The sequence below is a fragment of the Streptomyces sp. NPDC088124 genome, assembly GCF_040685895.1.
Taxonomy (GTDB): Bacteria; Actinomycetota; Actinomycetes; order Streptomycetales; family Streptomycetaceae; genus Streptomyces.
This window is the reverse complement of the sequence record NZ_JBFBJB010000035.1, coordinates 66646-90284: the sequence shown is the minus strand read 5'-3', so window position 1 is coordinate 90284 and position 23639 is coordinate 66646. Positions and strand designations below refer to the sequence as shown.

The following is a 23639-nucleotide window of genomic DNA, read 5'->3' as shown; positions in this document are numbered from 1 at the left end:
GTGGACCGGGCAGCGGCCATCGATTGAGCCGGGGCGTTGGGCATCGCGGTATCGCGATGCCCAACGCCTGCCAATTGTTCCGCCCCGTTGTCACGCGGTCACCCGACGGTGACGGCCTCCGTGGTCTCCGACTCGTCCGCGGTGGCGAGACCGGAGCCCTTCGGCCCGCGAAGAGCGACGTAGACGAGCAGCGCGCCCATGACGGCGACGCCTGCCCACATGGCCTGCTGCCAGCCGTCGACGAAGGACCGCTGCGCGGTGTGGATCAGGGCCTGGGCGTTGCTGCCAGTGCTCGGGGCCACCTCGATGGCGTTGGCGATGCCTTCGCGTGCGGTGTCCGCGGCCCCCTGGGGGATGCCGCCGAGCCTGTCGTCGATGGCACTGCGGTAGCCGTTGGCCAGGAGCGCGCCGAGCATCGCTACGCCGAGGGCGGTGCCGAATTCGCGGGTGACGTCGTTGAGGGCCGAGGCAACGCCCTGCTCGGCGCGGGGCAGTGAGCTGGTGATGGCCTCGGTGGAGGGTGTCATCGACAGGCCCATGCCGGTGCCCATGGCGAGCATGCCGGCGAGGATGGACAGGTAGCCGCCGTCGACGGAGACGAACAGCGCCATCAGCGCGAGGCCGAGGGTGGACAGGGCGATGCCCACGGTCATGGTGGAGCGGGCGCCGGTCCTGGCGGCCATCCTGGGGGCCAGGCCGGACGTCGTCATCATCATGATGGCCATGGGCATCATCGCCACGGTGGACAGCAGGCCCGACCAGCCCAGCACTGCCTGGAAGAACGGGAAGAGCACCACGGCGATACCGGCCTGGACACCGAAGACGACAAGCAGCGTGACGGAGCCGCCGGCCAGGCCCCGCTCACGGAAGAGGCGTACGTCCAGCAGGGACGCGTCGCGGCGGTGCAGCTCCCAGGCGACGAAGGCGATGGCGGCGACGACGCCGACGGCCAGGCTGATCACGGAGACGGGGTCGGTCCAGCCGCGCTCGGGGCCTTCCTGCAGGACGAAGATGAGTCCGATCACGGCGATGGTGGACACCACTGCGCCGATGGTGTCGAAGGAATGGGCGGAGTGTTCGCGGGAGTTGGGCACCGACTTCAGGGTCATGGCCAGCGCGACGACGGCCAGTACCACGGGCAGCACGAACAGCCACCGCCAGTCCGCGATGTCCACGAGGAACGCGGAGAGGAACATGCCCAGGATGCCGCCGCCTCCGGCGACGCCGGTCCATACGCCGATGGCCTTGCCGCGTTCCTCCTCGGGGAACGTGGAGGTGATGACTGCCAGTGTGATCGGCATGATCATCGCGGCGCTGATGCCCGCGGCCACACGGGCACCGATCATCACTGCGGCCGACGGGGCGAGCCCGGCGACGACACTGGCCGCGCCGAAGATGATCAGTCCGGTGATCAGCATCGGTTTGCGGCCCCATCGGTCACCGATCGCACCGAGCGGCAGCAGCAGGGCGGCCAGGGCAAGGGTGTAAATATTGATGATCCACAGGACAGTGGTCTGCGAGGCGCCCCACTCGACGGCCATGTGGGTCTGGGCGACGTTCAGGCCGGACACCGACGCGATGACGGCCATCAGCGCGATCGACACGGTGATCAGGATCGCGCGCAGCTGACGCGCGTCCGGCGTACCCCCGCCGCTTACCGGCGTGCCCGCCGCCCGGGGAGGCTGGTTGCTTCTCATGTTTTCCTCTCGAAAAGGGCATGCAGAATCAGCGCCGGGACAGGGCCGGTCGCCGAAAGAGGGGTGGAACAGGGGGCTCGTCGCGCGGACCGCCCGCTGCGGTCCGCGCGGATCAGGCCGAGGGTCAGGCGGAGGTGCCGGAGGTGTTCGCGGCCTGGGCGGCGGCGAGGGCCACGTCGGTATCGGCGGTGGCCAGCAGGGCGTTGATGTGGGAGCCGGCCAGGGCGCCGGCCGCTGCGGAGGCGCCGAGCTGGGCGGTGAGGTCGGTGGCGTTGCCCGCCACCCACACGCCGGGAACGTCGGTGGTGCCGGCCATGGCTGAGGCGAAGCGGCGGCCCATGTTGTGGGGCAGGTCCTCCATCGGCAGCTTCAGCCCGTCCAGGCCCTCGGCGCGGGCCTGCAACCGCGTGGCCACCGCGATCACGCGCCGGGCGACGAAGGTCCCGTCCACCAGGCGCAGACCGGCCAGGGCACCGTCCTTCTCGACGACTTCCTGCACCCCGGTCTCGACGATGCGGATGTTACGGGCGGCGAACCGGGCGCGCGTGTCCTCGTCCAGGTCGGTGCCATGGGTGAAGTACACGAGGTCGTCGGTCAGCTGACGGAACAGTAGTGCGTGGTGGAGGGAGGCGGGGCTGGTGGCGAGGATGCCGATGGGCTCGTCGCGCACTTCCCAGCCGTGGCAGTAGGGGCCGTGCACAACGCTGCAGCCCCAGTGCTCGGCCAGTCCCGGCACCTCGGGCAGGACGTCGCGCAGGCCGGTGGCCACCAGGACGCGGCGCGCGCTCACGCCACGGCCGTCGGCGAGGGTGATGGTGAACCGCAGATCACCCCCGACGGGTTCAGCGGGCTCGGCGGAGGCGACTTCACCGAAGACGATCTGCCCGCCGTATGCGCGGACCTGCCGGCGTCCGCGCTTGAGGATCTCGGGCGGCGGGGTGCCGTCCAGGACGATGAAGCCATGCATCGTGGCGGCCGGTGCGTTGCGCGGGGTGCCGCTGTCGATCACGACGACCGACCGGCGCGAGCGTGCGAGCATGAGCGCGCCGTTCAGGCCCGCGGCACCGCCGCCGATCACCACCACGTCCACCGTCTCGGCGGGCAGGGTGTCGCTCTCGTCGCGGGAAGTCTGCGTAGACATGTCGCGTCCTTTCGTCGTACGTGCTCCCTCGTGCTGGACCAGCCGTATTCGACGTTAAGCTCGTTTTGCAGCAGGGACATAACAGGTTGCCTATGACGCAAGAAGAGGGGGCGTTGGACAGCCTCGTACGCAATCGAGGGCGGTCAGCGCCGCCTCACCCTGGACCACCTCGTGGAGAAACGCGTACGGAAATCCGCCCCCACATGGGGGATGATCTTGCGCGGCGGGCAGCACATCAAGCCAACCGCTTGCACATCCCGCAAGGAGTCGCCCGGTAGGCGCATGGGGTGCTTACGGTGATGTCATGCCCCCAGCGCACGAGCACACTTCCACAGCGCACGAGCACACCTCCACCACTCCGAACACGTCCCGCACCGAGCGCACCGTCCGGGCCGCCCGCCGCACCTGGCCCCTGGGCTGACCCGATTGCCTGCCGGGCAGCAGCAACCGCACCCAACACCCCTTGCCGCGCGCCGCCGTGCGCGTCGTCGGGCTGGACAACCATGCCCGCCCACCCCTCGCGCGGGCGCCAACTACCGCGCCCCCACGACGCTGTGAAGAGAAAAGGAACTCCCCTATGACTGCATCGCAGATTCCCGCCGGCTACGACGCCTGGCGCCAGGGCCGGTGGGGGGAGATCGCCGGAGAGAACGGGAAGGGCACAGTTATCGCAAAGGCCAGGATCAACTGCCGAGACCCGCACACCCTGGCCGGACTGCCCGGCACATGGACCACCACCGAAACCGGCACGCTGACCGTGACGGCCAGGGCCGAGGACGGCGTGCGCGTCAACGGCGAGACGGTCGACGGCACCACCGACGTCCCCTCCGGCGCCACGCTGGACTTCCCCGGCGGCCTCAACGGGATGGCCGGCGGCGCCAACGGTTCCTATGGCGTCATCGTCATGGACCGGGCCCGCGTCGAAGGCTCCGGCCTCAGCGGCATCGACCGCTTCCCCTACGACCCCACCTGGGTGTTCGAGGGCCGCTACCGGGCCGCGGCAGAGGGGCGCCGGATCGAGGTGGAACGACTGACCTCCCCGCGCACGACGGAAGCCATCCTGGCCCCCGTCGACCTGGTCGTGACCGTCCACGGCACCGAATACGTCCTCTCCGTGCTGGAGGAGTCGCCCGGGCAGCGCCTGGTGATCTTCACCGACGAGACCAACGGGAACACGACCCCGCAGATCGGCCGCTGGCTGGTCCTGCCGCTGCTGGAGCCCGGCAGCGCGGTGACCGTGGACTTCAACAAGGCCACACTCTCGCACCACCACCTGAACGCGGACGTGTTCGTCTGTCCGCTCTCGCCGCCCGGCAACCACCTGCCCCTGCGCATCGAGGTCGGCGAACGCGCCCTCATCCACGCCGCCACCGGCCAGAGCTGAACCGCCCCACCCTTACCGGACCCCATCCACCCGTACCGAAGGAAGACCCACGTGAGCCAGGACCTGAAGGACAAGGCCGTCACCTACCTCCGCACGCTGGAGAACCACGACTGGAAGGCCGCCCGCGCCCTGTGCGCCGAGACGACCACTGTCTGGCACAACGACGGCAAGGGCGAGCAGTCCATCGAGGAGAACATCGCCGGGATGGAGGGACAGATCGAATCCATCGAGTCGATGCGCTACACCGTCACCCGCCAGCTCTCACAGCCCGGCGAAGTCCTCCAGCAGCACGTGGTGCACGTCGCCACCACCAACGGCATGCGCGGCGAGGTCCACGCCGCGGTGTACTTCCGCTTCGACGACAAGGGTCTGATCACCCGCATCGAGGAATACGCGAACTTCATCCCCGCAGGCCAAAACACCTAGAACGGCGAAGGCGACGTTCCGCAGTCGGCTCGCTCGCAGCACGAGGTGTGTGTCTTCCGGGGGCCGGCCGGTCATCGGCCGGCGACAGGGACAGCCCGGGTCAGGGGAGGCGGCGGGGTCCGGGCCGGCCGGTAGCCGTGGCGGACACCGGAAGCACCCTGGTAGCGGGCGCGTACGGGTGGCGTCCAGTCGGCGAGCAGGCCGTCGTCGAGGTCGTAGACCTGGACGAGGATCGGGTGGCAGGTCGGCGCGGCTCCGGCGTCCGGTCCCCACAAGGGGACGCTCAGATCCCCGCCCGGGCATGTGGAGGCCGCGATCAGCAGGCCCACCTCCGCGAACAGTTCGAAGTAGTCCCCCGGTTCGGCGGGGCACGGCTTCATGAAGTAGCGCTCGTCATCCGCCGCGAGCCCGGTCACCTGGAAGGTGACGTTGATGACGTCGCGGACATCCGGTTCCGTCAGCCCGAAGGAGGCAACGGCGCGGGTGAGGTTGGAGTGGCAGTGGTAGTCATATACCGTGCCGGCGAGGAGCTGGTTGACGTACGGGTCGCACCGCCATGACCGCCGAGGCCGCGCTCATGCGGCGAGGCGGCGGGGCGATCGTCAATACCTCCAGCATCGGCAGCCGCCGCGCGAACCCCGCCCTGCCCGCGTACGGGGCCATGAAGCGCGCGCTCAACAGCCTCACCGAGACCGCCGCGGTGAACTGGGCCCGCGACAACATCCGGGTGAACGGCATCACGCCCGGCGGCACCGCCACGGAAATGATCGACGCCTGGGAAGCGGCCACGCCCGGCATGTCGAGCGGATGACCGCCATGATCCCGCTCGGAAGGATGGCCGAGCCCGAGCAGATCGCCGAGGCTGCCGCGTGGCTGCTCAGCGACCGGGCGTCGTACGTGACCGGTGCGATCATCCCGGTCGACGGCGGGGCCGGCGCCTGAGAAGACCGCCCCCGCCAGGTGGGCTCCCCGCTCCGCCTCGGAGCGACGCGCCCGTACCGCGGCGATCTTCCGCTTCACCCAGGGACCGGGACGGCGGCATGGGTCAACGGGCTGGAAGCCGAGGCCGTGGTGGGGATGGAATAACCGTGAAGCGCGGGTTCGGAGCAGCCGCTCGGACGGCTGCTCCGAACCCGCCGGCCGGTCAGTTGACGGCCAGGACCGCCCTGTTGTTCGTGAGATCGGGGTCGAATTCGAAGGGGTACTGGCCGAACTCGCCGTACGCGGGGTGGATGCTCACGGCACCCGTCACGCCGGGCACCACGGTGTCGACCCGCACGGAGAACGCGAACGTGCGCTGCGTGTCCTCCAGCACCCAGTACTGCAGCTCGCAGTCGTAGCGCGGGGCACCCGTCCGCTTCGGGTAGTAGCCGCCGTCGAGGGTGCGCGGGTAGCAGTCGGACGGCACGCCGGTGACCGTGGTGCCCTCGGGCACGATCAGCCGGACCTGGGCGACCGGGTCGCCAGAGCCGAGGTAGCCGAGCCAGGCCGGGCCGTTGTTCGTGAACGTGAGCTCAGCCGTGGCCGTCTCCCCCGCCGCGCCGGAGATGGCGTCGCCGGTCACGGAGAAGTCCGCGGTGTTCTCCGCGCCGATCTGGAAGGCCACGTAGTCGTTCTGGGAGTCGATGTCCTGGGCGCCGTCGCCCGGTTCGACACCGATGTCCAGCCGCTCGTTCAGCGCGTGCGAGGCGAGTCGCACCGTCAGCGGCTCGGGCAGCTCGAAGGAGTCGCCCGGCGCCAGCACCTGGTCGAACGTGCAGACCGCCTTGGTCGACGGTGCGAAGTCGTTGCCGTCCGTCGTGGTGTAGGTGCAGGCGTCGTACCGGGTCAGATCCGTCAGGCCGTACGAGGCGTACAGCTGGGCGGTGAACCCGTTCGCGCTCCGGTTGCCGTTGTTGGTGACCTTGAACGGGATCTCCCGCTCGTCGCCGGGCCGACCGTCCTCGATGTCGGCGACGGGCTCGATGGCGAGATCGGGCCCGGCACCGACGGTGAGCGTGGTGTCGAAGCTGTCGTGCGGCGCGGTGAGCGTGCCGTCGGGCCCGCCGGTGGCCGTCGCCTCGTAGGTGATCCTGCCCTGCGCGTCGGCCTCGGCACCGTCGGCCGCGCGCACCGTCAGGAACACCTGGTCCTCGTAGTCGCCCCCGATCACGGGCACCACGGGGACGTCGCACACCGCGCTCGCTCCGCTCGGCGTGCAGTTGTCGGGCCAGGTCACCTCGGCGACCCCGGCGAGTTCGGAGACATCGACGCTGAGCCTGCCGTCGGTCACCGTGAAGTTGTCGTTGTCGTGGGAGAGGCCGACGCCGAGGGTGCGGGACTGCGGCTGACCGCCGTCGATGCCGAGCAGCAGCGTCTGGTCGTACGGATCGTTGATCCACAACTGGTCGGTCTGCGGTGAGTCGTCGTCAGCGAACGCGGGCGCGGCGAGGCCGGCAGTCAGCAGACCGGCCGCCACCGTCACGGCGGCGCCGAATCTGAGACGTACCGGGCGTCCAGCAGAGAACAGTCTCATTGCTACCCCCCAAGGGTGTCGTCACGCGACTGACGCACCGGCGGCCCCGGCACATCTGAAGGATCATCACACGGAAGGGATCCCACCGCTCCCCGGTTTTTCGGCCCTGTTGGAGAGGAACGATTGCCGGCCCGTCAGCTCATGGCGCAGGGAGCGGAAGGGCGCCACTTCAACCTGTTCATGAGCGAATGAAGCAATCGCCGCGCCGGGCGTGATGTCGTGCGCGTCAACGGGCTGCCGCCCGGAGACGAAGGACAACAGAGCCCGCACGGCCAGGTGCTTGGTGCTGGAGAGGCCGGTGCGACACGGCGGGCACGTGGTGCTCGCGGTCACCGCCGATTGACGGCGACTCCCCTGTCGGTCCGCGCGCCCTGATGGTGTGCTGAGGGCAGGAGACTCCGAAGGGGATGGGGATGCTTGTCGAGACGGTGTTCCATACCGACGACGTACCGCCGGGCAAGCGGGTGGACACGTTCGTCGAACGGTTGTCACGGCGCATGCGCCGGTGACCGTGGGCGGCGCACAGAGCGAGGAATTCAGCGCGTACCAGCGGTTCTTCGGTTTGGGCAAGGTGTCGGTGTACGCGTCGAAGTCCGACTCCTTGACGGTGCTCAGGACGCCGGGGCTGATCCGGCGGTCGGCCCCGGAGAGCTACCATCTGTCGCTGATCACCAAGGGCACGGTAGGTCTGACCATCGATGGGCGTGACAGTCTGTACGAACCGTTGGGGATGCGCACCAACGAGTCCTCGCGGCCGTTCGAGATTCGGCTGGGCACCCGTGGCGAGCGTATCGAGGCCATCAGTGTGGATGTGCCGAAGGCCGTGCTGCCACTGCCCCCGGCCCGGGCCGACCGGGTCATCGGGCGGCCGCTCGACGGGCGTGGCGGTGTCGGAGCCCTGTTCGCCGGATTCCTCACCACCCTGGCGACGAGCACCCGTTCCTACAGCGCCGCCGACGTGCCGCGGCTGGAGACGGTCCTGACCGACCTGCTCGCCACGCTCTTCGCCCACGAACTGGACACGCTCGACGCCCTCCCCCCGGAAACCCGCCACCGCACCCTCACCCTGCGCGTGCGCTCGTTCATCCACCAGCACCTCGGCGACTCCGGACTCACCCCGCACACCGTCGCCGCCCACCACATCTCCGTCAGCCACCTGCACCGGATCTTCCGGGAAAGGGACCGGAGCGAAGGCGGACCGAACACCGTCATGGGCTACATCCACGAGCAGCGCCTGGAACGCGCCCGGCGCGACCTCGCCGACCCGGCGCTGCGCACCCGTCCGGTCCAGGAGATCGCCCACCCCTGGGGCTTCACCCACCACGCCGTCTTCACGCGCGCCTTCCGCGCAGCCCATGGCCTCCCGCCCCGCGAGTACCGCAGCCGACAGCTGCAGCCTGACCTCAGGGCTGGGCAGCACCGGCACGGCAAGGGCCACTCCGGGGAGGGGCACAGAAGCCCTGAGTGGCCAAGGAACCGGGCCAGGCCGTACGAGTGCCTCGGCGCGGTGCGCGACGGCAACCGCTCCGGCCGGCCTCTTCTGCCGCTACAATCCACAGGTAATTGAACAGGTTCAAAAAAGGGGAACAGGTCATGCCCGAGCCGACCATGCCCGTCCGGACGGATACTCCCGCCGATGCCCTGGGGCCCACCGCACTTGTTCTCGGCGCCCTCTCCGCGGCGGGCGTCTGCGTGCCCGCACTCTTCCTGTTCCCCTGGGCGGTCATCGCCGGAGCCCTCGCCGTCACTCTCGGCGCGGCGGGTATCCGCTACGCCCTCCGGGGAACCGGCCGCCTATGGACCGCCGTTACGGGGACCGTCCTCGGCGCCGTCGGATTCCTCGGCACCGTGGCTCTCATCTGGGCGCTCGGCGCTTCCTGAAGCGGGGCGCGGAAGGGTACCGGCCGGCAGGTTGAGGCTGGTCCGGTGCGGGGCACGCGCCTTCGACGGCCGAACCTGCTTCCAGGGCGACTCGTCCGGTGGATAATCCCCCCTGTGGATCAGGGACTTGCGGCGTTGCTGGGTGCAACGGTAGGCGTTCTCGGCACGGTTGCCGCGTCGGCGATCTCCAGTAGATCGACTTGGCGACAGTTGGAGAGGCAGGCCGAGGTCGAGCACTCCCATTGGCGCAGACAACTGCGGCGAGACGCGTACAGCGCTTTCCTCGCCCCGGCCAACGAGACGCGCAGCACGCTGAAGATGGCTGCACGAGCACTGATCGGCGATGCCCCGGACGTAGCGGAGGCTGACCGGCGGCTCCAGCTGGCGCAGGATCAGTTGGTTCTGACACAGGCCGCTTGGGCCGGCCTCGCAGTCGAGGGGCCCGAGTCCGTGGAGCAGGCCGCCCACGGCGTTCACCTGGGGCTCCACTCGATGCATACGACTCTTCTCGCCTGGCGCGACTCCTCGGGTGCCCCGGATCGCAACGTCAAGTTCGTCGAGCGTCACGCCGTCGAGGTGACCATGGTCTCCGAGCGCCTCGGCAGCTTCACTTCGGCGGCGCGGGCCGCCTTGGACGACACAAACCTTCCGTCAGGCAGGCGCAGTTGAAGGCCCGGCGCGGCCCCGCGGCCCGGTTGGTCAGGTCGGGGCGAGGGGCCCGGTTTCCGTACTCGCGACAGTCCTTGTGCCGGGCCGGGACGGCCGGAGCGCCTTGGCCGCTGTCGAGGGGCCGGCAAGAGAGCAAGGAGTCCGCTGTACCCGGAGGGGCGGCGGTGACGCGGCCAGGGCATAGCCCTGACCGCACCGCACGGTCACGCCGTGGTCAAGGGCGGCTCACTCGGCCGGCCCGGTTCAGCGGCGCGGATGACGCCGCGGCTGGCGCCGTGTTCGCGGGCCGGCGCGAAGAGCGGTTCCGGCGGCACTGACCAGTCTCAGCGGAACGCGGCGGCATTGCGGGCGGCCCAGTCCGCGAAGGGGCGCGGAGCGCGGCCGAGTACCCGTTGGACGTCCGGGCTGACGCGCAGCTCGGCCGGGTTCGGGGAACCGAGGATGTCCAGAGTGTCGTCGGCGAGCTCCGCCGGCATGCTCCGGGTCATGGCGGCCTTGGCCTCGTCACGGGTGAGCTCGTGGAACCTCACCGGCGAGCCCAGCGCGGCGGCGATGGCCTCCGCCTGCCGACGCGGAGTGATCACTTCCGGGCCGGTCAGCTCGAACACGCCACTGGTGTGCCGGTCGTCCAGCAGGCAGGCCGCCGCGACCGCGGCGATGTCCTCCGGGTCGATGATCGGCACCCCGACGTCACCGAAGGGCGCGGCGACGACCCGTTGCGTACGGACGGACTCGGCCCACCACAGGGCGTTGGAGGCGAAGCCGCCCGGCCGCAGGATGGCCCACTCCAGGCCGGACTCCCGCAACATGTCCTCCAGCGCGCGCATCGCGATCCGCGTGGTACCGAAAGGCCTGGTCACCACGCCCAGCGTGGAGAGCAGGACGACCCGGCGAACCCCGCTGTCCGCGGCTTCGCGGATGATGTCGGCCGGGTGGGCTCCCGTGGCGTGCAGGTCGCCGGACAGCAGGAGGAACAGCGCCTTCGCCCCGGCCAGCGCGGGCTTGAGGGCGGCCGGCTCGGCCAGGTCGGCCACCACATGACGGACGCCGTTCGGCACCACGGCCGTGTGCCGTGACACCGCAGTCACCTGCCGGCCCCCCTCGGCCAGCGCCTGCGTCAACGGCCGGCCGATATTCCCGGTAGCCCCGGTCACCACGATCATGATCAGCTCCTTGTCGGATGTCTTCTGTGGCCTTCACGCTAGGAGCGTTGGCTAACTCTTGGTAAGGACATACCTAGGGGTAAGCTGATGATGTGACAGGAAGCGTGCAGCACAGACCGGCCGAGGCGACCGAGCGGTATGACGTGTTTCACACCGACTGCCCCGCGCGCGATGTGGTCGACCATGTGACCAGCAGGTGGGGCATCTGGGTGCTGATCTCCTTGCGGGGCAACGACCTCCGGTTCTACGAGCTGCGTAAGAGCATCCAGGGCATCAGCGAGAAGATGCTCGCTCAGACCCTGCGCGCACTGGTTCAGGACGGCCTGGTCTGGCGGGAGGTCGAGCCGACGACACCGCCTCAGGTCACCTACGGGCTGACCGAGTTCGGCCGGGACGTCAGCGAGCCGCTGACGGATCTGTTCGACCGGATCACCCGGCGACTGCCGCCGCGCAACGCGGAATAGCACGGTGGTGGCTGGGTGCGCGTCCACGACGCGGTGGACACGTTACCGAGCCAGATCCTCGCCCTGATCCCGTAGCGCTCTCCGGCCGCCCCGAACGAGCTGCACGGCCTCCGGCCTGGAGGGTGCAGCTGCACAGGACTTGGTTCAGCCTGTGAGGAGGTGTGCGAGATGGAGCAGATCTGCCAGGTGCAGCACCCGTCCGTCGAAGCCTGGGAGGGGGACATGGAGCGGCTGGGTCCAGTGGGCGGGGATTGCGTCCACCCCGTAGTACGCGCCCGCGAGGCCTCCGGTCACCGCGGCGACGGTGTCCGTGTCACCGCCGAGGTCGATCGCCGCGCGTATCGCGTCTTCGAAGCCGGTGGTGGAACGCAGGGCCCAGACGGCGGAGCCCAGGCAGGGCCAGACGGCACCGTTGAACTCGGTCGCCTGATCGGGGTGCCAGCCGGGCGCGAGGACGGTGGCGTAGCGGTCGCGGTGGTCGGGGTGGACGAGAGCCAGGATGTCGGGGAGCGCGGTGAGGGGGTCGGTGTCCTCGAACGTGACGCGGACGAGTTCGTGGAAAATTGCGGTGCCCTCCCAGGCCGCGCGGTCACCGTGGGTGAGGGCAGCGATGCGGCGGGCCGCGTCCATGGTGGCCTTCTGACCGGCGGCCGCGAAATGGACCGCGGAGGTCGATGCCCGCATCAAAAAGCCGTTTCCCGCTGCTCGCTGGTTGGCCCGGACATGTGTCACGGCGGCGAGGTGCCAGGGCATGCCGTTGGTCAGGACGTCCTCGGTCTGCAAACCGATGTCCTTCGGCTCTGACGCCGCCCACCGCTGGAAGCGGGCGAAGATGTCCGGCAGATCCAGTCCGCCCCCCTCCAGCAGCGACTCCGCTACCAGGACGGCCATCTGCGTGTCGTCAGTGGCCTCACCGGGGTCCCAGCCGCCGCCTCCGCGCATCTCGCCACCGGCACCAGGCACGGGAAACCGCGCGGAGAACGCTCCCTGCGGACCGAACTCGAAGGGGCCGCCCAGGGCGTCACCCACCGCTGAGCCGACGATCACGCCGGCGGCCCGCTGAATCCGCTTCATCCGCGCAGGTTATCCGCGCCGCGCCGGCTGCCGCGCGGCGCGATTCGGCTCCGTCCGGCGGATGCCGCCGCTCTCCTCCGCCTCCTACCGGGCCACACCAGGGCCTGGCGCGCGAGGTCGCCCCCGATCAGTCGGTCCCCAGGGTGTGGTCGGATGAGGTCCGACCGGCGAACCGGGCCGGATCCCGGACCGCTCCGAATGGCACAGCGGTTCCCCTCCCGGCCGCATGAGCGCCGACCTGTACGGGTTCCGGTTACAGGCCGAAGGCGCCGCCCTCGATGAGGATGACCAGGCCGATGGCTATCAGCACCAGCGGGAGCAGGATGTGGCCCCATCGGCTGAGTGCCTGGGCGATGACCGGGCGGGTGGCGAGGAATCGTCCCGCGAAGCACCACACCGCCACCAGAACAAGGAAGACGATGGCGTAGACGGTCATGCCGCCGACGCCGGCGGTGGCGAACACGGGAACGTAGACGCCGATGTTGTCGCCGCCGTTGGCGAAGGTGACCGCGGCGACCGCCAGCATGCCCGGGCCGCCGCCCGACGGGGTCTTCTCCTCGTCGTTCTCCTCGCTCCGCTGCTTCCAGGCCTGCCAAGCCGCCTTGAGACCAAGAGCGAGAGGCAGAAGTCCGAGGTAGGGAATGGCGGCCTCGGGCAGGAAGGTCGCACCGAACGCCGCGGCGGCCGCTACGGCGAGGATGGCGGCGAAGCCGAGGTACTGGCCGAGCACGATCCGGCGGGCCGATCCGCGGTGTCCGGCGCCTTGGGCGAAGAACAGGGACAGGATCAGGATGTCGTCGATGTTGGTGACGGCGAACAGGCCGGCCGCCTGTCCGATGATGCCCGGGTCCACGGATGGACGGCCTCTCTGTGCTCAGGAGTTGACGTGCGGTCCGCCGGAAGGCCGTGCCATCACCGTCGGGCTCTCCAGCAGGCCCAGGCGAGGCAGGCCAGGAGCCCGGTGATCACCAGGTCGCCGCCGCGGATCGGCACACCGGGGTCTTTGGATGCGATGCTGCCGACGGCCAGCGCCGCGAAGCCCACGGCCAGCCCGGCCCAGATGCGTGCCACGTCCACCCCCACCGCAGATCTGACAGCCACCGTACCGCCGCTCGGAACATCGCGTCGGCCGCCCCCGGATCCCGGGAGCCGGCCCGTCAACTTTGCGCACGGCCCGTGAACAGAGTCCCGGCGAGCGGGTCAACGGCTGGAGGGATGGACGCGCCCGCGGGCTGTGCGTGCCTGCCGTTGGGGCCGGCACAGCCCGGTCGCGGCTCCTCGGCGGCACGCCCGCCGCATCCGCGCGGCGGGCGTGTACCGTCCTGAGTGATGAACTTCCGCTCCCGCAGTACGCCTTCGGGGGCGCAGGCGTCCGTCAGTTCAGGACCTGGAGGGCTTCGGCACCGAAGGGAACGAGCTCGGACTCCTTGCCTTCGAGGATCTTGTTCGCCCACTGCGGGTCCGCCAGCATCGCCCGGCCGACGGCCACGAGGTCGAATTCGTCGCGCTCCAGGCGTTCCAGGAGACGCTCGACGCTGTCGACCCCGACGTGCGAGGCCCCGAGGGTGCTGGGGTCGAAGACGGCGTCCAGCCCCACCGAGCCGACCGTGATGACGGGCTTGCCGGTGAGCTTCCTCGTCCAGCCCGCCAGGTTCAGGTCGAGCCCGCTCTCGGGGAACTCGGGTTCCCAGTAGCGGCGGCCCGAGGCGTGGAAGGCGTCGACTCCGGCCTGGGCCAACGGGTCCAGCAGTTCCTGGAGTTCGTCCGGACCCGCGGCCAGCCGGGCGTCGTAGTTGAACGCCTTCCACTGGGAGAAACGCAGGATCACGGGGAAGTCGGGCGAGACCCGTTCACGGACGGCGGCGACGATGTCGGCGGCGAACTTCACCCGCGAAAGGACGTTGCCGCCGTAGGCATCGGTGCGCCGATTGGTCCGCTGCCACAGGAACTCGTCGATGAGGTAGCCGTGCGCGCCGTGCAGTTCCACGCCGTCGAACCCGATGCGTTCGGCTTCCCGCGCGGCATCGCCGAAGGCCCCGATGATGTCGTCGATGTCGGAAAGGGACAGCGTCTTTCCGGCTCCGGGGGTGCCGTCGAGCGCGATGCCGGACGGACCGACCGACGGGGCGTCGGCGAACGGCGGGTTGCCGGCCTTCCGCGTGATGCCGACGTGCCACAACTGGGGCACGATCCGGCCGCCTTCGGCGTGCACGGCGTCGACGACACCGCGCCAGCCGGCGAGCTGCTCCACACCGTGGAATCGCGGCACGCTCTCCACATCGCCCGCGCTCGGGTGATCGACGTAGGTGCCTTCGGTGACGATGAGCCCGGTTCCTCCCGCGGCCCGCCGCGCGTAGTAGGCGGCGACGTTCTCCCCCGGCACACCGCCCGGGGACTGGGCCCGGGTCATCGGAGCCATCACGATCCGGTTCCGCAATTCCATGGAACCCAGCGTGAAGGGCCTGGCCAGGTGCTGAGCTGCGAGCGAAGGCATGAAGACATACTCCCGGGACGATTTATGTGTACTTTTCAAACGTACATATCTCATCCTCAAAGTGCAACTGTGACGAGTACGTTTTAAGGCCAGGGGAGGGATGTCCGTTAGGCTGCACTTGAGGAGAAAGGGTGGTACCCCGTGTTGGACGTCCGGTTCTCCAGCGCCCTGACGACGTTGGTGCTCCTCGGCGTCGCGGCCGAGGAGGGCGTTGCGGTGGTGAGTTCCAGCCAGCTCGCCGAGCGCCTGAACACCAACCCGAGCCTGGTCCGCAAACTCCTGACCCCCCTCGTCAGGGACGGCCTGGTGGACTCGGTGAAGGGGCGCACCGGCGGCGCGAGACTGGCCCGCTCCCCGCAGGACATCCCGCTCGCCGAGGTCTACGTCAGCGTCATCGGCGACAAGCCACTGTGGACATGCCGCCCCGAGGGCCGGCACACCTGCCAGGTGTCGGCACACACCGCCGGGTTCTTCGCCCGGCTGACCGAGCGCGCCGAGCAGGCCGTACTCACCACGCTCGGCGACCAGACGCTCGCCGACGCCATGCATGAGCTGCGCTGCGCGGACCACCACATCCGTCCGACCGTTCCGGCCACCGGCCGGACCCACACCGGCGGTACGCGGGCTCAGGCGTGATCCGCCGACGTCGCCTCGCAATCCGTCAGGTGCTGTGCTCAGCGATCGGCGTCCCGGCCGTTGCCGACAACTCGTTCGGCGTGACAGCACGGGCACCGGCACGGGCACGGGCACGGGCACCGAGCCGGGCTACCAGGTAATGCGCAATGCGTGAAATACCGTGTTTCCATGGTGCGTGCCAGTGGTCCCCATGCCCATGGACCGGTTGGGTCCCCGCCTTCGGGCCGGTCCCTCGCTCCGCTGCTCGCGGTCTGCGCGGGTTACTTCATGGTCATCCTGGACGTGACCGTCATCAACGTCGCCGTTCCGGAGGTGGGACGGGAGCTGTCGGCGTCCCTGACCGGAATCCAGTGGATCACCAACGGTTACACCCTGATCTTCGCGGGCCTGCTGCTCACCGGCGGGGCGCTGGGTGACCGGCTGGGCAACCGCCGGATCTTCTGCACCGGGGTGGCGGTGTTCACCGTCGCCTCGGCCTGCTGCGGACTGGCCTGGAGCACCGCCACCCTGGTCGCCGCCCGGCTGTTGGAGGGAGTGGGCGCGGCGCTGATCGTGCCCGCCTCGCTCGCCCTCCTCCAACACGCCTTCCCTTCGCCCGCCGAGCGCTCCCGGGCCTTCGGCCTGTGGGGCTCCATGGCGGGTATCGCCGCCTCCGCAGGTCCCCTCCTGGGCGGGCTCCTGGTCACCACCGTGGGCTGGCGCTGGGTGTTCTTCATCAATCTGCCCGTCGGGTGTGCCTGCCTGCTGCTCACACTGCGCCGCGTGCCCGCCTCGGCCCGGCGCACGGACCGCCCCGTGGACTGGCCGGCCCAGTGCGCGGTCATCGCGGTGGTGGCCCTGCTCACCGCTGTTCTCAACGAGGCCGGACGACGCGGCTGGACGGACCCGCTGATTCTGACCGGGGCGGGCCTGTGCCTGCTCGCGGCCGCCGTGTTCGTCCTGCGCGAGCATCTGGCCCGTACTCCCATACTGCCCCTGCCGCTGCTGTGCTCCCGCCCGATGAGCGGCGGAGCGGCCATCGGCCTGCTCTTCAACTTCGCTTTCTACGGCATGATCTTCACCGCCAGCCTGTACTTCCAGCACGAGCGGGGACTGACCGCGCTGCGTACCGGGTTCGCCCTCTTCCCGGCCGTGGCCATGACCATGTTCGCCTCTGTCCTGTCCGGGCGACTCGCGCGCCGCACCGGACACCGCCCGCTCGTGGTCACCGGCATGCTCCTGGGTGCGGCGGGCCTGGCGGGCTGGGCCGTGGCCGGACCCGACCCGGACTATGCGCTGCTCGTGGTGCCGATGATGGCGGCGGGCTTCGGAACGTCCTTCGCCCTCACCGGATCGACCACCACCGTGATGTCGGCCGCCCCGGACCAGTACTCCGGCACCGCCTCCGCCCTGTTCAACACCACCCGTCAGGTGGGCAGTGCCGCGGGCGTCGCGCTGGGAGGCTCCCTGCTGGCCGCCGCGGCCAGCTTCACCGCCGGGCTGCGGACCGGCATGGCCGTCGGCGCGGCCGCGTACCTGGCGGCCGCCGCCCTCGCGCTCTTCTGCATCCCGCGGAAGACTCCCCGCCACTCCCCCGGCTGAACGGGTGGCGCGCGGCGGCGGACATGTTCTTCTCAGCCGACCGTGAGGACCATCCGGAAGCGGGCCTTGCCGGCGAGCATCTTCTGGAATGCCTCCTCCGCGCGGTCCAGCGGCATGAGCTCGGTCATGGGCCGGATGTCGTGCAGAGTGCTGAACGCCATGGTGTCCTCGACGTCCTGTGCGGTGCCGGAGGGGTGGCCCCTGATGACGTAGGCGTCCGTGAGCAGTTGGGACGGGTTGATGCCCAGGGGCGTGGTGTCGGCTCCGATGACGACGAGTTCGCCCCGGGGCGCCATGCCGTTCACGACGGAGGTGATGGCTGCGGAGTTCGCGGCGGTCGCCAGGAGGACCTTGGCACCGCCGAGGGACCGCAGTCTCTCGGCCGCCGGGGTGCCTGCCGTGCTGTCCACGTAGTGATGAGCGCCGAGTCGCCCGGCGAAGTCGGCCTTCTCGGGACCGCGGGCGATCGCCACGGTCTCGAACCCCATCGCGACCGCGTACCGCACGGCGAGGTGCCCCAGGCCGCCGAGCCCGAGCACCGCGACCAGGTCTCCGGGCCGGGCGGAGCTGCGCCGCAGCCCGTTGAAGACCGTCACACCGGCACACGCGAGGGGCCCGGCGTCGGAGGCCGTCAGCCCGTCGGGGATGCGGGCCAGTGCGTCGACGGGGGCGATCACCTTCTCGGCGAATCCCCCGTCGTACGTCCACCCGGGAACCTTCAGGTTCCGGCAGACGATGAAGTCGCCCTGCCTGCAGGGCTCGCAGTGCCCGCAACTCCCGCCGAACCAGCCGACGGCGACCCGGTCACCGATCTGCAAGCCCTGCTCCCCGGCGCCTTCGCCCAGTTCCTCGACGCGCCCGGCGATCTCGTGCCCGGGCACGACGGGAAAGGACGCTCCAGGTAGTCCGCCGCTCACGAAGAAGGCATCGCTATGGCAGATCCCGCATGCCTCCACGGCAATCCTGACCTGCCCCGCGTCCGTCTGCCGCAGCGTCCGCTCGGTGAGTTCGAGCGTGCCGTTCGGAGCGGTCACCTCCGCGGCTCGGTAGGTATCCTTCATCAGCGCTCCTCGGAAGTCGTACCCGTGGACCGGCGGGCCCGCCCGGGGGCTGCTTTCGGGAGGCTCCTCCTCGGTCAGGTCGCGTGCGTCCCACGGTGTTCCGCCAGAGTTCCATTCTCAAGGCGGAAGAGGCCGACGGCAATCCACGACGCCGGCCGACCGCCCCTGAGCTGCGGGAAGGGACTGCGCGGTCAGTGTCCTCCCGCGACCACGCCGGACAGTTCGTTGGTGCTCTCCGGCAGGGTGACGGAGGCCGTCTTCCTGCCGGTCGCCAGATCGATGGCGTGCAGGGCCTTCTCACCGGGGTCGGAGACATACGCGGTGCCGTCCCGGACGAACAGGGTGGGCCGGGCCCGCTGCCAGTCCAGCGGCTCCTGCCACGCACCCACGGCGGGGATCCTCTTCTCGACCTCACCGCTGTTCTGGTCGATGACGTGGAGGGCGCCGTCGGTACCGAGGACAAGGGCCTCGCCCCGCGGGCCGCGGGCCAGCGAGCGGAAGGAGTAGCTGGTGCCCAGGTCGACCAGGCGCAGCTTCTTCTTCTCCGTGTCGATGAGGGAGACGCGGGTCGGCCGCTCCAACTCGGCCTCCGGGTCGGTCTTGTAGTCACCCAGGAGGACCGGGGAGGCGTCGCTGCCGGCCTGATTGCCGATGCGGCCGTAGTCGTCGGGAGCGTCGACCTTGGTGAAGTTCCCGTCCTGGTAGATCAGGACGCCGTCCTCGCAGCCGACGGCGATCGCCTCGTTGCGGGCGGCGGCCTCACCGTGCACACCGGGGCACTTCTCGTTGCGGGTGATCTCCTTGTTGTTCTCGTCCAGCACCAGCGCGCCGGTCCGCTTCTCCTCGGTGCCCAGGGTGCTGAGAAGTTCGCCGTTGGCCAGTGCGACGGCGACACCGTGGTGCGCCTCGGCGGAGGAGTAGGTGCGTCCTTCCGGCTTCCCGCCGCCGCTCAGATCGGCGGGGTCGAAGACGTTGACCTCTCCGGTGCCGTCGGTGAAGAGCGCCGTCCTGCCGGCGTGCCGTACGACGTGGCCGGGCTTGGAACCCTGGTACTCGATGTCGGTGAGGGCCTGCCGGGTGGCGTCCAGCACGCGGAAGCCCGTGCCGGTGGAGACGATGACGTGGTCCTCGTCACCGGCGGGGTTGACCCGGTTGAAACCGGACATCCCTATGGTCCTGATCAGCTTGAGGTTCTCACCGTCCAGGATGTACAGACCGCCGTCGAAGGTGGCGACCAGCGGGTCCTTGACCGCGGCGGCGGGCGTGGCCTTCGCGGTGCCCTCGGCCTTGGCGTCGGAGGTGGCCTCGTTCCCCGCACAGGCCGTCAGGACCGTGGACACCGCCAGGGCGAGTGCCGTCCCGGTGAGGACTCTGTCGCGTAGGGGCCTGTTCATCGGTGTGTTCCTTTCCGCGCCGCTCGGTGGCGGCGAGTGGTGTGCCGCGTACGGCATGGGGTGTGTGACAGTCCGGTCCGGTCCGCTCGCCCGGTGTCCGTACGGGAGTTGAGCCGGTGTCCGTACGGAGGGAAGTGAGCCTGTGTCCGTCCGAGGGGGGGCGTAAGAGGGGGTCAGTCGCCGTTCGTCGCGGCGGTCAGGCCGTCGGTCATGGCGGTGGTGTTGGCGCGCATCATCCGCAGGTAGGTGTCCGCGCCCTCGCCCTGGGCGGTCAGCGACTCCGAGTGGAGTTCCACGACCTGGACCCGGCCACCCGACTCCGCGCGCAGGACCTCGGCGAGGCGGGTGGGCCGGGAGGAGTCGGCGAACACGGTGCGTACGCCGGCCTCCGCCATCGCCTCGGTGAGCGAACGCAGGTCGGAGGAGCTGGGTGAGGCCAGTGTGGTGCCGCTGGGGATCACCGCGCCGATCACCTCGAAGCCGAAGCGGTCGGCGAGGTAGCCGAAGACGTGGTGGTTGGTCACCAGGGCGCGCCTGTCCTCGGGAATGCGGTCGAAGGATTTCTCCATCCAGGCGGTGAGGACCGCGAGTTCCTCGTCGTAGCGGTCGGCGTGTGCGCGTATCGCGCTCTCGTCCACGCCGTCGACATGCTTGATCACCTGGTCGGCTATCAGGCCGGTGACCTTGCGCACCCGGCCGGGGTCGGTCCAGAAGTGCGGGTCGGGTTGACCTTCCGTTTCGTCGGGGCTCATCCCCGAGGTCGTGCCACCGTCGTCGGCCGGCGTCCGGAAGGTGAGCGGGTCGGCCGCCTCGCCGGCCGCGAAAATGGCGACGCCGGACTCGCGGGCGGCGTCCACGTGCCGCAGGACGTTCTCCTCCAGCCCCAGGCCGTTGTGGACCACGAGGTCGGCGCGCTCCAGCTCGGCGGCCTGCACCGCCGACAGCCCGAAGGAGTGCGGATCGGCGCCGGGCTTCATCAGGACGGTGACGTCGGCTTCCGTACCGACGATCTCCCGGGTGATGTCGCCGAGGATGTTGGTCGTGACGACGATACGGGGCCGGTCCTCACCGGTGGTGCAGGCGGCGGCAGCAGCCACCGTGGCGAGGGCGAGCAGGCCCACGATCAGGCGGCGCAGCCGTGCCACGCTCACCCGTACGCGCTGCTTCGCCGCGCTCCGGCTCATCGGCCGGTCTCCGCCATGAGGACCGGCTCGATGTCCAGGTCGAAGGAGCGCGCGAGGCGCAGACCGTCGTTGTAGTCGATCTCGAACACCCGCTTGCCCCCGGGGTCGTTGACGTAGGCGCGGCTGCGGTCGACCTCGATCACAGGGGCGCTGTGGTCGGCGTCGGCCCGCTCTTCTCCGGTGAGGAGCGGTCCGGTCCGCGCGGTCTGCCGTCCGGTGGCGATGTCGTAGCCGTGCAGGGAGCCGTCGGTCTCCAGGACGAGCAGCGGGGAGCCCTCTCCGGCGGTGTTGGCGGCGACGACGGGCCCGGTGTCCACCCGGGTCCAGGTCCGTGCGGTGACGTCCAGGACCCATACGGCGTGGTCTCCGGCCGGTGCGGTGAGGGTGTCGCTGCCGGGTCGCCGGCGGAAGGAGGTGGCCCGTTCCTTCGCCGGGACGAACTCGCCGTAGGGAATCTCCTCGGCGGTGAAGGCGCCGTTCTCGTCACGGACGAGCAGGGCTCCGCCGGCGCAGCCGAGGACCACGCCACGCCGGGTGACGGCGTCTCCTCGTGGTTCCTCGCACCGCGCGTCCGGGGAGGCGATGCGCCTGCCCTTCCGGTCGAGCACGACGAGCCGCGTGGTGCCCGCCTCGTCGGCGAAGGCCAGCAGGTGTTCCCCGTACGGCAGGACGGCGCCGGTGTACGTACCGGCAAGCGTCCGGGACAAGGCGATCTCGCCCTTCTCCAGCTTGCTCCGGTCGTACAGGACAGTCCGCCCGTCCCCGTCGGTCACCGCGGTCACGACCGCGTCGCTGCGCACCTGCGCCCGGCGCCCCACGGCCAGCCTGCCGACGTCACGTGCCGCCGCGCTGTAGTAGTGGGCGTGGTCCCCGTGGTCCACCATCCAGGCGCCGCTGTCGAGCACGTGCGTGCCGCCGGAGGCGTGGAGATACCCGAATCGTCCGTCCGTGCCCAGCCGGACGGCGCCCTGCACCCGGGCTGTCGTGTGCACCCTGCCGGTGGTGAGGTCGAGAACCCTGCTGTCGCCGCTGTGGGGGTCGTTGAGGAGCAGACGGGACTGCTGTTCGGCGGCCTCGTCCGCCCCTTCGACGTATCCGTGCGGAGTGGCGGACGAGGAACTCGCCGGGGGGCGTGGGGCGTGCTCCTTCTCCCCCGCGCAACTCGTGGCGAGCAGCGCGGTGAGCACCAGTGTGGCCGAAGCCCACGGAGTGACGTTTCTGTGGACGGTCATGCGTTCGCCTCAGGCTTCTTTCAGTTGGCTTCGGGGGCGGGGGCAGGGCCAGGGCGCGTACGACGGTGGCGGAGGCCGGATGCCAGGTGGGAGAGGAAGAACAGGCTCACCGCGAGGGCCGATACGGTCGCGCCGGCGGCGGTGCCCAGGTGCCAGGACAGCAGGAGGCCGCCGAACGTGGCGGCGATGCCGAGGAGGGCGGCGAGCGCCATGACCCCAGGGACGCTGCGCGCCCACGGCAGAGCCGCTGCCGGCGGAGCGATGAGCAGGCCGAGGACCAGCAGTGTTCCCACGATGTGGAACGAGGCGACGATCGCCAGGCCGAGCAGGCCGAGCAGTACGGCGTTGGCCAGGCGGGGACGCAGCCCCAGCGTCCGGGCCTTGCCCGGGTCGAACGCCAGGGCCAGGAAGGGGCGGTGGCCGAGGACCGACACCACCAGCGCCACGGACAGCGCTCCCGCGAGCAGAAAGAGGTCCTGCTGCCGGACGGCCAGGACGTCGCCGAACAGGAAGCCGGTCAGGTCCACCGCGAAGGACTGCGACCGCGAGACGATGATCACGCCGAGCGAGAGCATGCCGACGAAGAGCAGTCCGATGCCGGTGTCCTGGGACAGCCTCGGGGTACGCCCGAGTACCGTGACGCCGGCCGTCATGACGGCGGCGCTGACCACAGCGCCCACCAGCAGGTTCGTGCCGAACAGCGCGGCCAGCGCGACTCCCGGCAGCAGACCGTGGGACATCGCGTCACCGAGGAAGGCCATCCCCCGCAGTACCACCCAGGTGCCCGCCGGCGCACAGATCGCGGACACCAGGATGCCGCCCCACAGGGCTCGCTGCACAAAGGCCACCTCGAACGGGGCCGTCAACCATTCCATGGCGAGGACACTACAATGAAAACCATGTTCAACAAACCGCCTTCCTCGCCCGCCTCGCCCCGGGACCTGACTTCTCGTGTCCACTTCACCGACCTGTGCGCCGGCTACCCCGGTCGCCCCGTGCTGCGACAACTCACCGCGGACATAGCGCGGTTGACCACGACAGCGCTCGTCGGACCGAACGGCAGCGGCAAGTCGACCCTGCTCGGCGTTCTCGCCGGTGTGATCCCTCCGACATCCGGCGACATCCGGCACAGCGGAGAACGGTCACCGGCGTTCGTACCGCAGCGCGGAGCCGCCGGTGAGGCCCTCCCGCTCACCGTCCGGCAGACCGTGGAGATGGGGCGCTGGGGCGAGCGCGGCCCATGGCGCCGGCTGACCCGCCGGGACCGCTCAGCCGTGGACGCCGCACTGGAGCGGCTCGGCATCGGTGACCTCGCCCCACGCCAACTGGGGGAACTGTCGGGCGGACAGCGTCAACGCGCCCTCATCGCACAGGGGCTGGCACAGGAATCGGACCTGCTGCTCCTCGACGAACCGACCACGGGTCTGGACCCGGAGGCGAGGGAACGGATCAGCGCCCTGCTGACGGCACTCGTCGCGGACGGTGTGACGGTCGTCCAGGCCACGCACGACCTGACGGCCGCACGCGCGGCGGACGCCTGCCTCCTGCTCCGGAACGGCCGCCTCGCAGCGCAAGGGCACCCCGACCAGGTGCTCACCGCGTCGACGCCGACCCGCATCCGGCACCTGCTCTGACGTCCTGCT

General features: G+C 70.2%; 22 protein-coding genes and 2 pseudogenes. 10 read left to right on the top strand and 14 right to left on the bottom strand.

From position 1 onward, the window contains the following. Positions 1–98: 98 nt before the first annotated feature. Both AB0P17_RS27105 and AB0P17_RS27100 read right to left on the bottom strand, forming a co-directional pair. Positions 99–1697 carry an MFS transporter gene (locus tag AB0P17_RS27105; RefSeq protein WP_365814540.1) on the bottom strand — a complete coding sequence of 533 codons (1599 nt, stop codon included), beginning with the start codon at positions 1695–1697 and terminating at the stop codon, positions 99–101. A gap of 124 nt (positions 1698–1821) precedes the next feature. After that, positions 1822–2838 (bottom strand): NAD(P)/FAD-dependent oxidoreductase, encoded by a 1017-nt coding sequence (locus AB0P17_RS27100; RefSeq protein ID WP_365814539.1) that lies wholly within the window; start codon positions 2836–2838, stop codon positions 1822–1824. Positions 2839–3415: 577 nt separating this feature from the next. On the opposite strand from AB0P17_RS27100, the gene AB0P17_RS27095 reads away from it, so the two are divergent. Together AB0P17_RS27095 and AB0P17_RS27090 are read left to right on the top strand one after the other, a co-directional pair. Continuing rightward, a complete protein-coding gene (locus AB0P17_RS27095; protein WP_365814538.1) occupies positions 3416–4222 on the top strand; it encodes a DUF1684 domain-containing protein in 807 nt (268 codons plus the stop codon). Between the two features lie 51 nt (positions 4223–4273). After that, complete coding sequence (locus AB0P17_RS27090; RefSeq protein ID WP_365814537.1) at positions 4274–4648, top strand: nuclear transport factor 2 family protein; 375 nt, start codon at positions 4274–4276, stop codon at positions 4646–4648. Positions 4649–4719: 71 nt separating this feature from the next. On the opposite strand, the pseudogene AB0P17_RS27085 reads toward AB0P17_RS27090, so the two are convergent. After that, a pseudogene (locus tag AB0P17_RS27085) lies at positions 4720–5142 on the bottom strand (DUF1989 domain-containing protein); the annotation flags it as partial. Positions 5143–5198: 56 nt separating this feature from the next. Between AB0P17_RS27085 and AB0P17_RS27080 the strand changes: the two are divergent. Next, positions 5199–5590 (top strand): annotated as a pseudogene (locus AB0P17_RS27080) (SDR family oxidoreductase); the annotation flags it as partial. A 202-nt stretch (positions 5591–5792) separates the two neighbouring features. Here the strand turns inward: AB0P17_RS27080 and AB0P17_RS27075 are convergent. After that, positions 5793–7163, bottom strand: coding sequence for a hypothetical protein (locus AB0P17_RS27075; protein ID WP_365814536.1), 1371 nt, complete (start codon positions 7161–7163; stop codon positions 5793–5795). Positions 7164–7674: 511 nt separating this feature from the next. On the opposite strand from AB0P17_RS27075, the gene AB0P17_RS27070 reads away from it, so the two are divergent. The 3 genes from AB0P17_RS27070 to AB0P17_RS27060 all read left to right on the top strand — a co-directional run bounded on the left by AB0P17_RS27070 (position 7675) and on the right by AB0P17_RS27060 (position 9713). Further along, a complete protein-coding gene (locus AB0P17_RS27070; protein ID WP_365814535.1) occupies positions 7675–8730 on the top strand; it encodes a helix-turn-helix domain-containing protein in 1056 nt (351 codons plus the stop codon). Positions 8731–8756: 26 nt separating this feature from the next. Then, a complete protein-coding gene (locus tag AB0P17_RS27065; RefSeq protein ID WP_365814534.1) occupies positions 8757–9044 on the top strand; it encodes a hypothetical protein in 288 nt (95 codons plus the stop codon). Positions 9045–9158: 114 nt separating this feature from the next. Then, a complete protein-coding gene (locus AB0P17_RS27060; protein ID WP_365814533.1) occupies positions 9159–9713 on the top strand; it encodes a hypothetical protein in 555 nt (184 codons plus the stop codon). Positions 9714–10036: 323 nt separating this feature from the next. Here AB0P17_RS27060 and AB0P17_RS27055 read toward each other — a convergent pair whose 3' ends face one another. Beyond that, entirely contained in the window at positions 10037–10876 is an 840-nt protein-coding gene (locus AB0P17_RS27055; RefSeq protein WP_365814532.1) for an NAD(P)H-binding protein, read from the bottom strand. A gap of 104 nt (positions 10877–10980) precedes the next feature. Here AB0P17_RS27055 and AB0P17_RS27050 point away from each other — a divergent pair, with 104 nt between their 5' ends. Further along, a complete protein-coding gene (locus tag AB0P17_RS27050; RefSeq protein ID WP_365814531.1) occupies positions 10981–11340 on the top strand; it encodes a helix-turn-helix domain-containing protein in 360 nt (119 codons plus the stop codon). A 144-nt stretch (positions 11341–11484) separates the two neighbouring features. Here AB0P17_RS27050 and AB0P17_RS27045 read toward each other — a convergent pair whose 3' ends face one another. The 4 genes from AB0P17_RS27045 to AB0P17_RS27030 form a co-directional block, all read right to left on the bottom strand. Next, positions 11485–12414 carry an ADP-ribosylglycohydrolase family protein gene (locus AB0P17_RS27045; RefSeq protein WP_365814530.1) on the bottom strand — a complete coding sequence of 310 codons (930 nt, stop codon included), beginning with the start codon at positions 12412–12414 and terminating at the stop codon, positions 11485–11487. Between the two features lie 253 nt (positions 12415–12667). Continuing rightward, positions 12668–13267, bottom strand: a complete 600-nt coding sequence (locus AB0P17_RS27040) for a cadmium resistance transporter (RefSeq protein ID WP_365814529.1) — start codon at positions 13265–13267, stop codon at positions 12668–12670. Positions 13268–13326: 59 nt separating this feature from the next. Further along, on the bottom strand, positions 13327–13485 hold the full coding sequence (locus AB0P17_RS27035; protein WP_365814528.1) for a hypothetical protein: 159 nt from the start codon (positions 13483–13485) through the stop codon (positions 13327–13329). A gap of 304 nt (positions 13486–13789) precedes the next feature. After that, positions 13790–14908 (bottom strand): NADH:flavin oxidoreductase, encoded by a 1119-nt coding sequence (locus AB0P17_RS27030; RefSeq protein ID WP_365814527.1) that lies wholly within the window; start codon positions 14906–14908, stop codon positions 13790–13792. Between the two features lie 141 nt (positions 14909–15049). Between AB0P17_RS27030 and AB0P17_RS27025 the strand changes: the two genes are divergently transcribed. Then, complete coding sequence (locus AB0P17_RS27025; protein ID WP_365814526.1) at positions 15050–15544, top strand: Rrf2 family transcriptional regulator; 495 nt, start codon at positions 15050–15052, stop codon at positions 15542–15544. 168 nt (positions 15545–15712) lie between these two features. Next, a complete protein-coding gene (locus AB0P17_RS27020) occupies positions 15713–17125 on the top strand; it encodes an MFS transporter (RefSeq protein WP_365814525.1) in 1413 nt (470 codons plus the stop codon). A gap of 32 nt (positions 17126–17157) precedes the next feature. On the opposite strand, the gene AB0P17_RS27015 is transcribed toward AB0P17_RS27020, so the two are convergent. The 5 genes from AB0P17_RS27015 to aztB all read right to left on the bottom strand — a co-directional run bounded on the left by AB0P17_RS27015 (position 17158) and on the right by aztB (position 22871). Beyond that, positions 17158–18186, bottom strand: coding sequence for an alcohol dehydrogenase catalytic domain-containing protein (locus AB0P17_RS27015; protein ID WP_365814524.1), 1029 nt, complete (start codon positions 18184–18186; stop codon positions 17158–17160). Between the two features lie 191 nt (positions 18187–18377). After that, complete coding sequence (gene aztD, locus AB0P17_RS27010) at positions 18378–19580, bottom strand: zinc metallochaperone AztD (RefSeq protein WP_365814523.1); 1203 nt, start codon at positions 19578–19580, stop codon at positions 18378–18380. Positions 19581–19753: 173 nt separating this feature from the next. Beyond that, positions 19754–20764: a zinc ABC transporter substrate-binding protein AztC gene (aztC, locus tag AB0P17_RS27005; RefSeq protein ID WP_365814522.1), complete on the bottom strand. Its 1011-nt coding sequence runs from the start codon at positions 20762–20764 to the stop codon at positions 19754–19756. Continuing rightward, entirely contained in the window at positions 20761–21996 is a 1236-nt protein-coding gene (locus AB0P17_RS27000) for a hypothetical protein (RefSeq protein WP_365814521.1), read from the bottom strand. Before AB0P17_RS27000 ends, aztC begins: the two co-directional genes overlap by 4 nt. Before the next feature lie 20 nt (positions 21997–22016). Next, the gene (aztB, locus tag AB0P17_RS26995; RefSeq protein ID WP_365814520.1) at positions 22017–22871 is read right to left on the bottom strand and encodes a zinc ABC transporter permease AztB; all 855 of its coding nucleotides are present in this window, start codon (positions 22869–22871) and stop codon (positions 22017–22019) included. A gap of 15 nt (positions 22872–22886) precedes the next feature. Here aztB and aztA point away from each other — a divergent pair, with 15 nt between their 5' ends. Beyond that, positions 22887–23630, top strand: coding sequence for a zinc ABC transporter ATP-binding protein AztA (gene aztA / locus AB0P17_RS26990; protein WP_365814519.1), 744 nt, complete (start codon positions 22887–22889; stop codon positions 23628–23630). Positions 23631–23639: the final 9 nt, after the last annotated feature.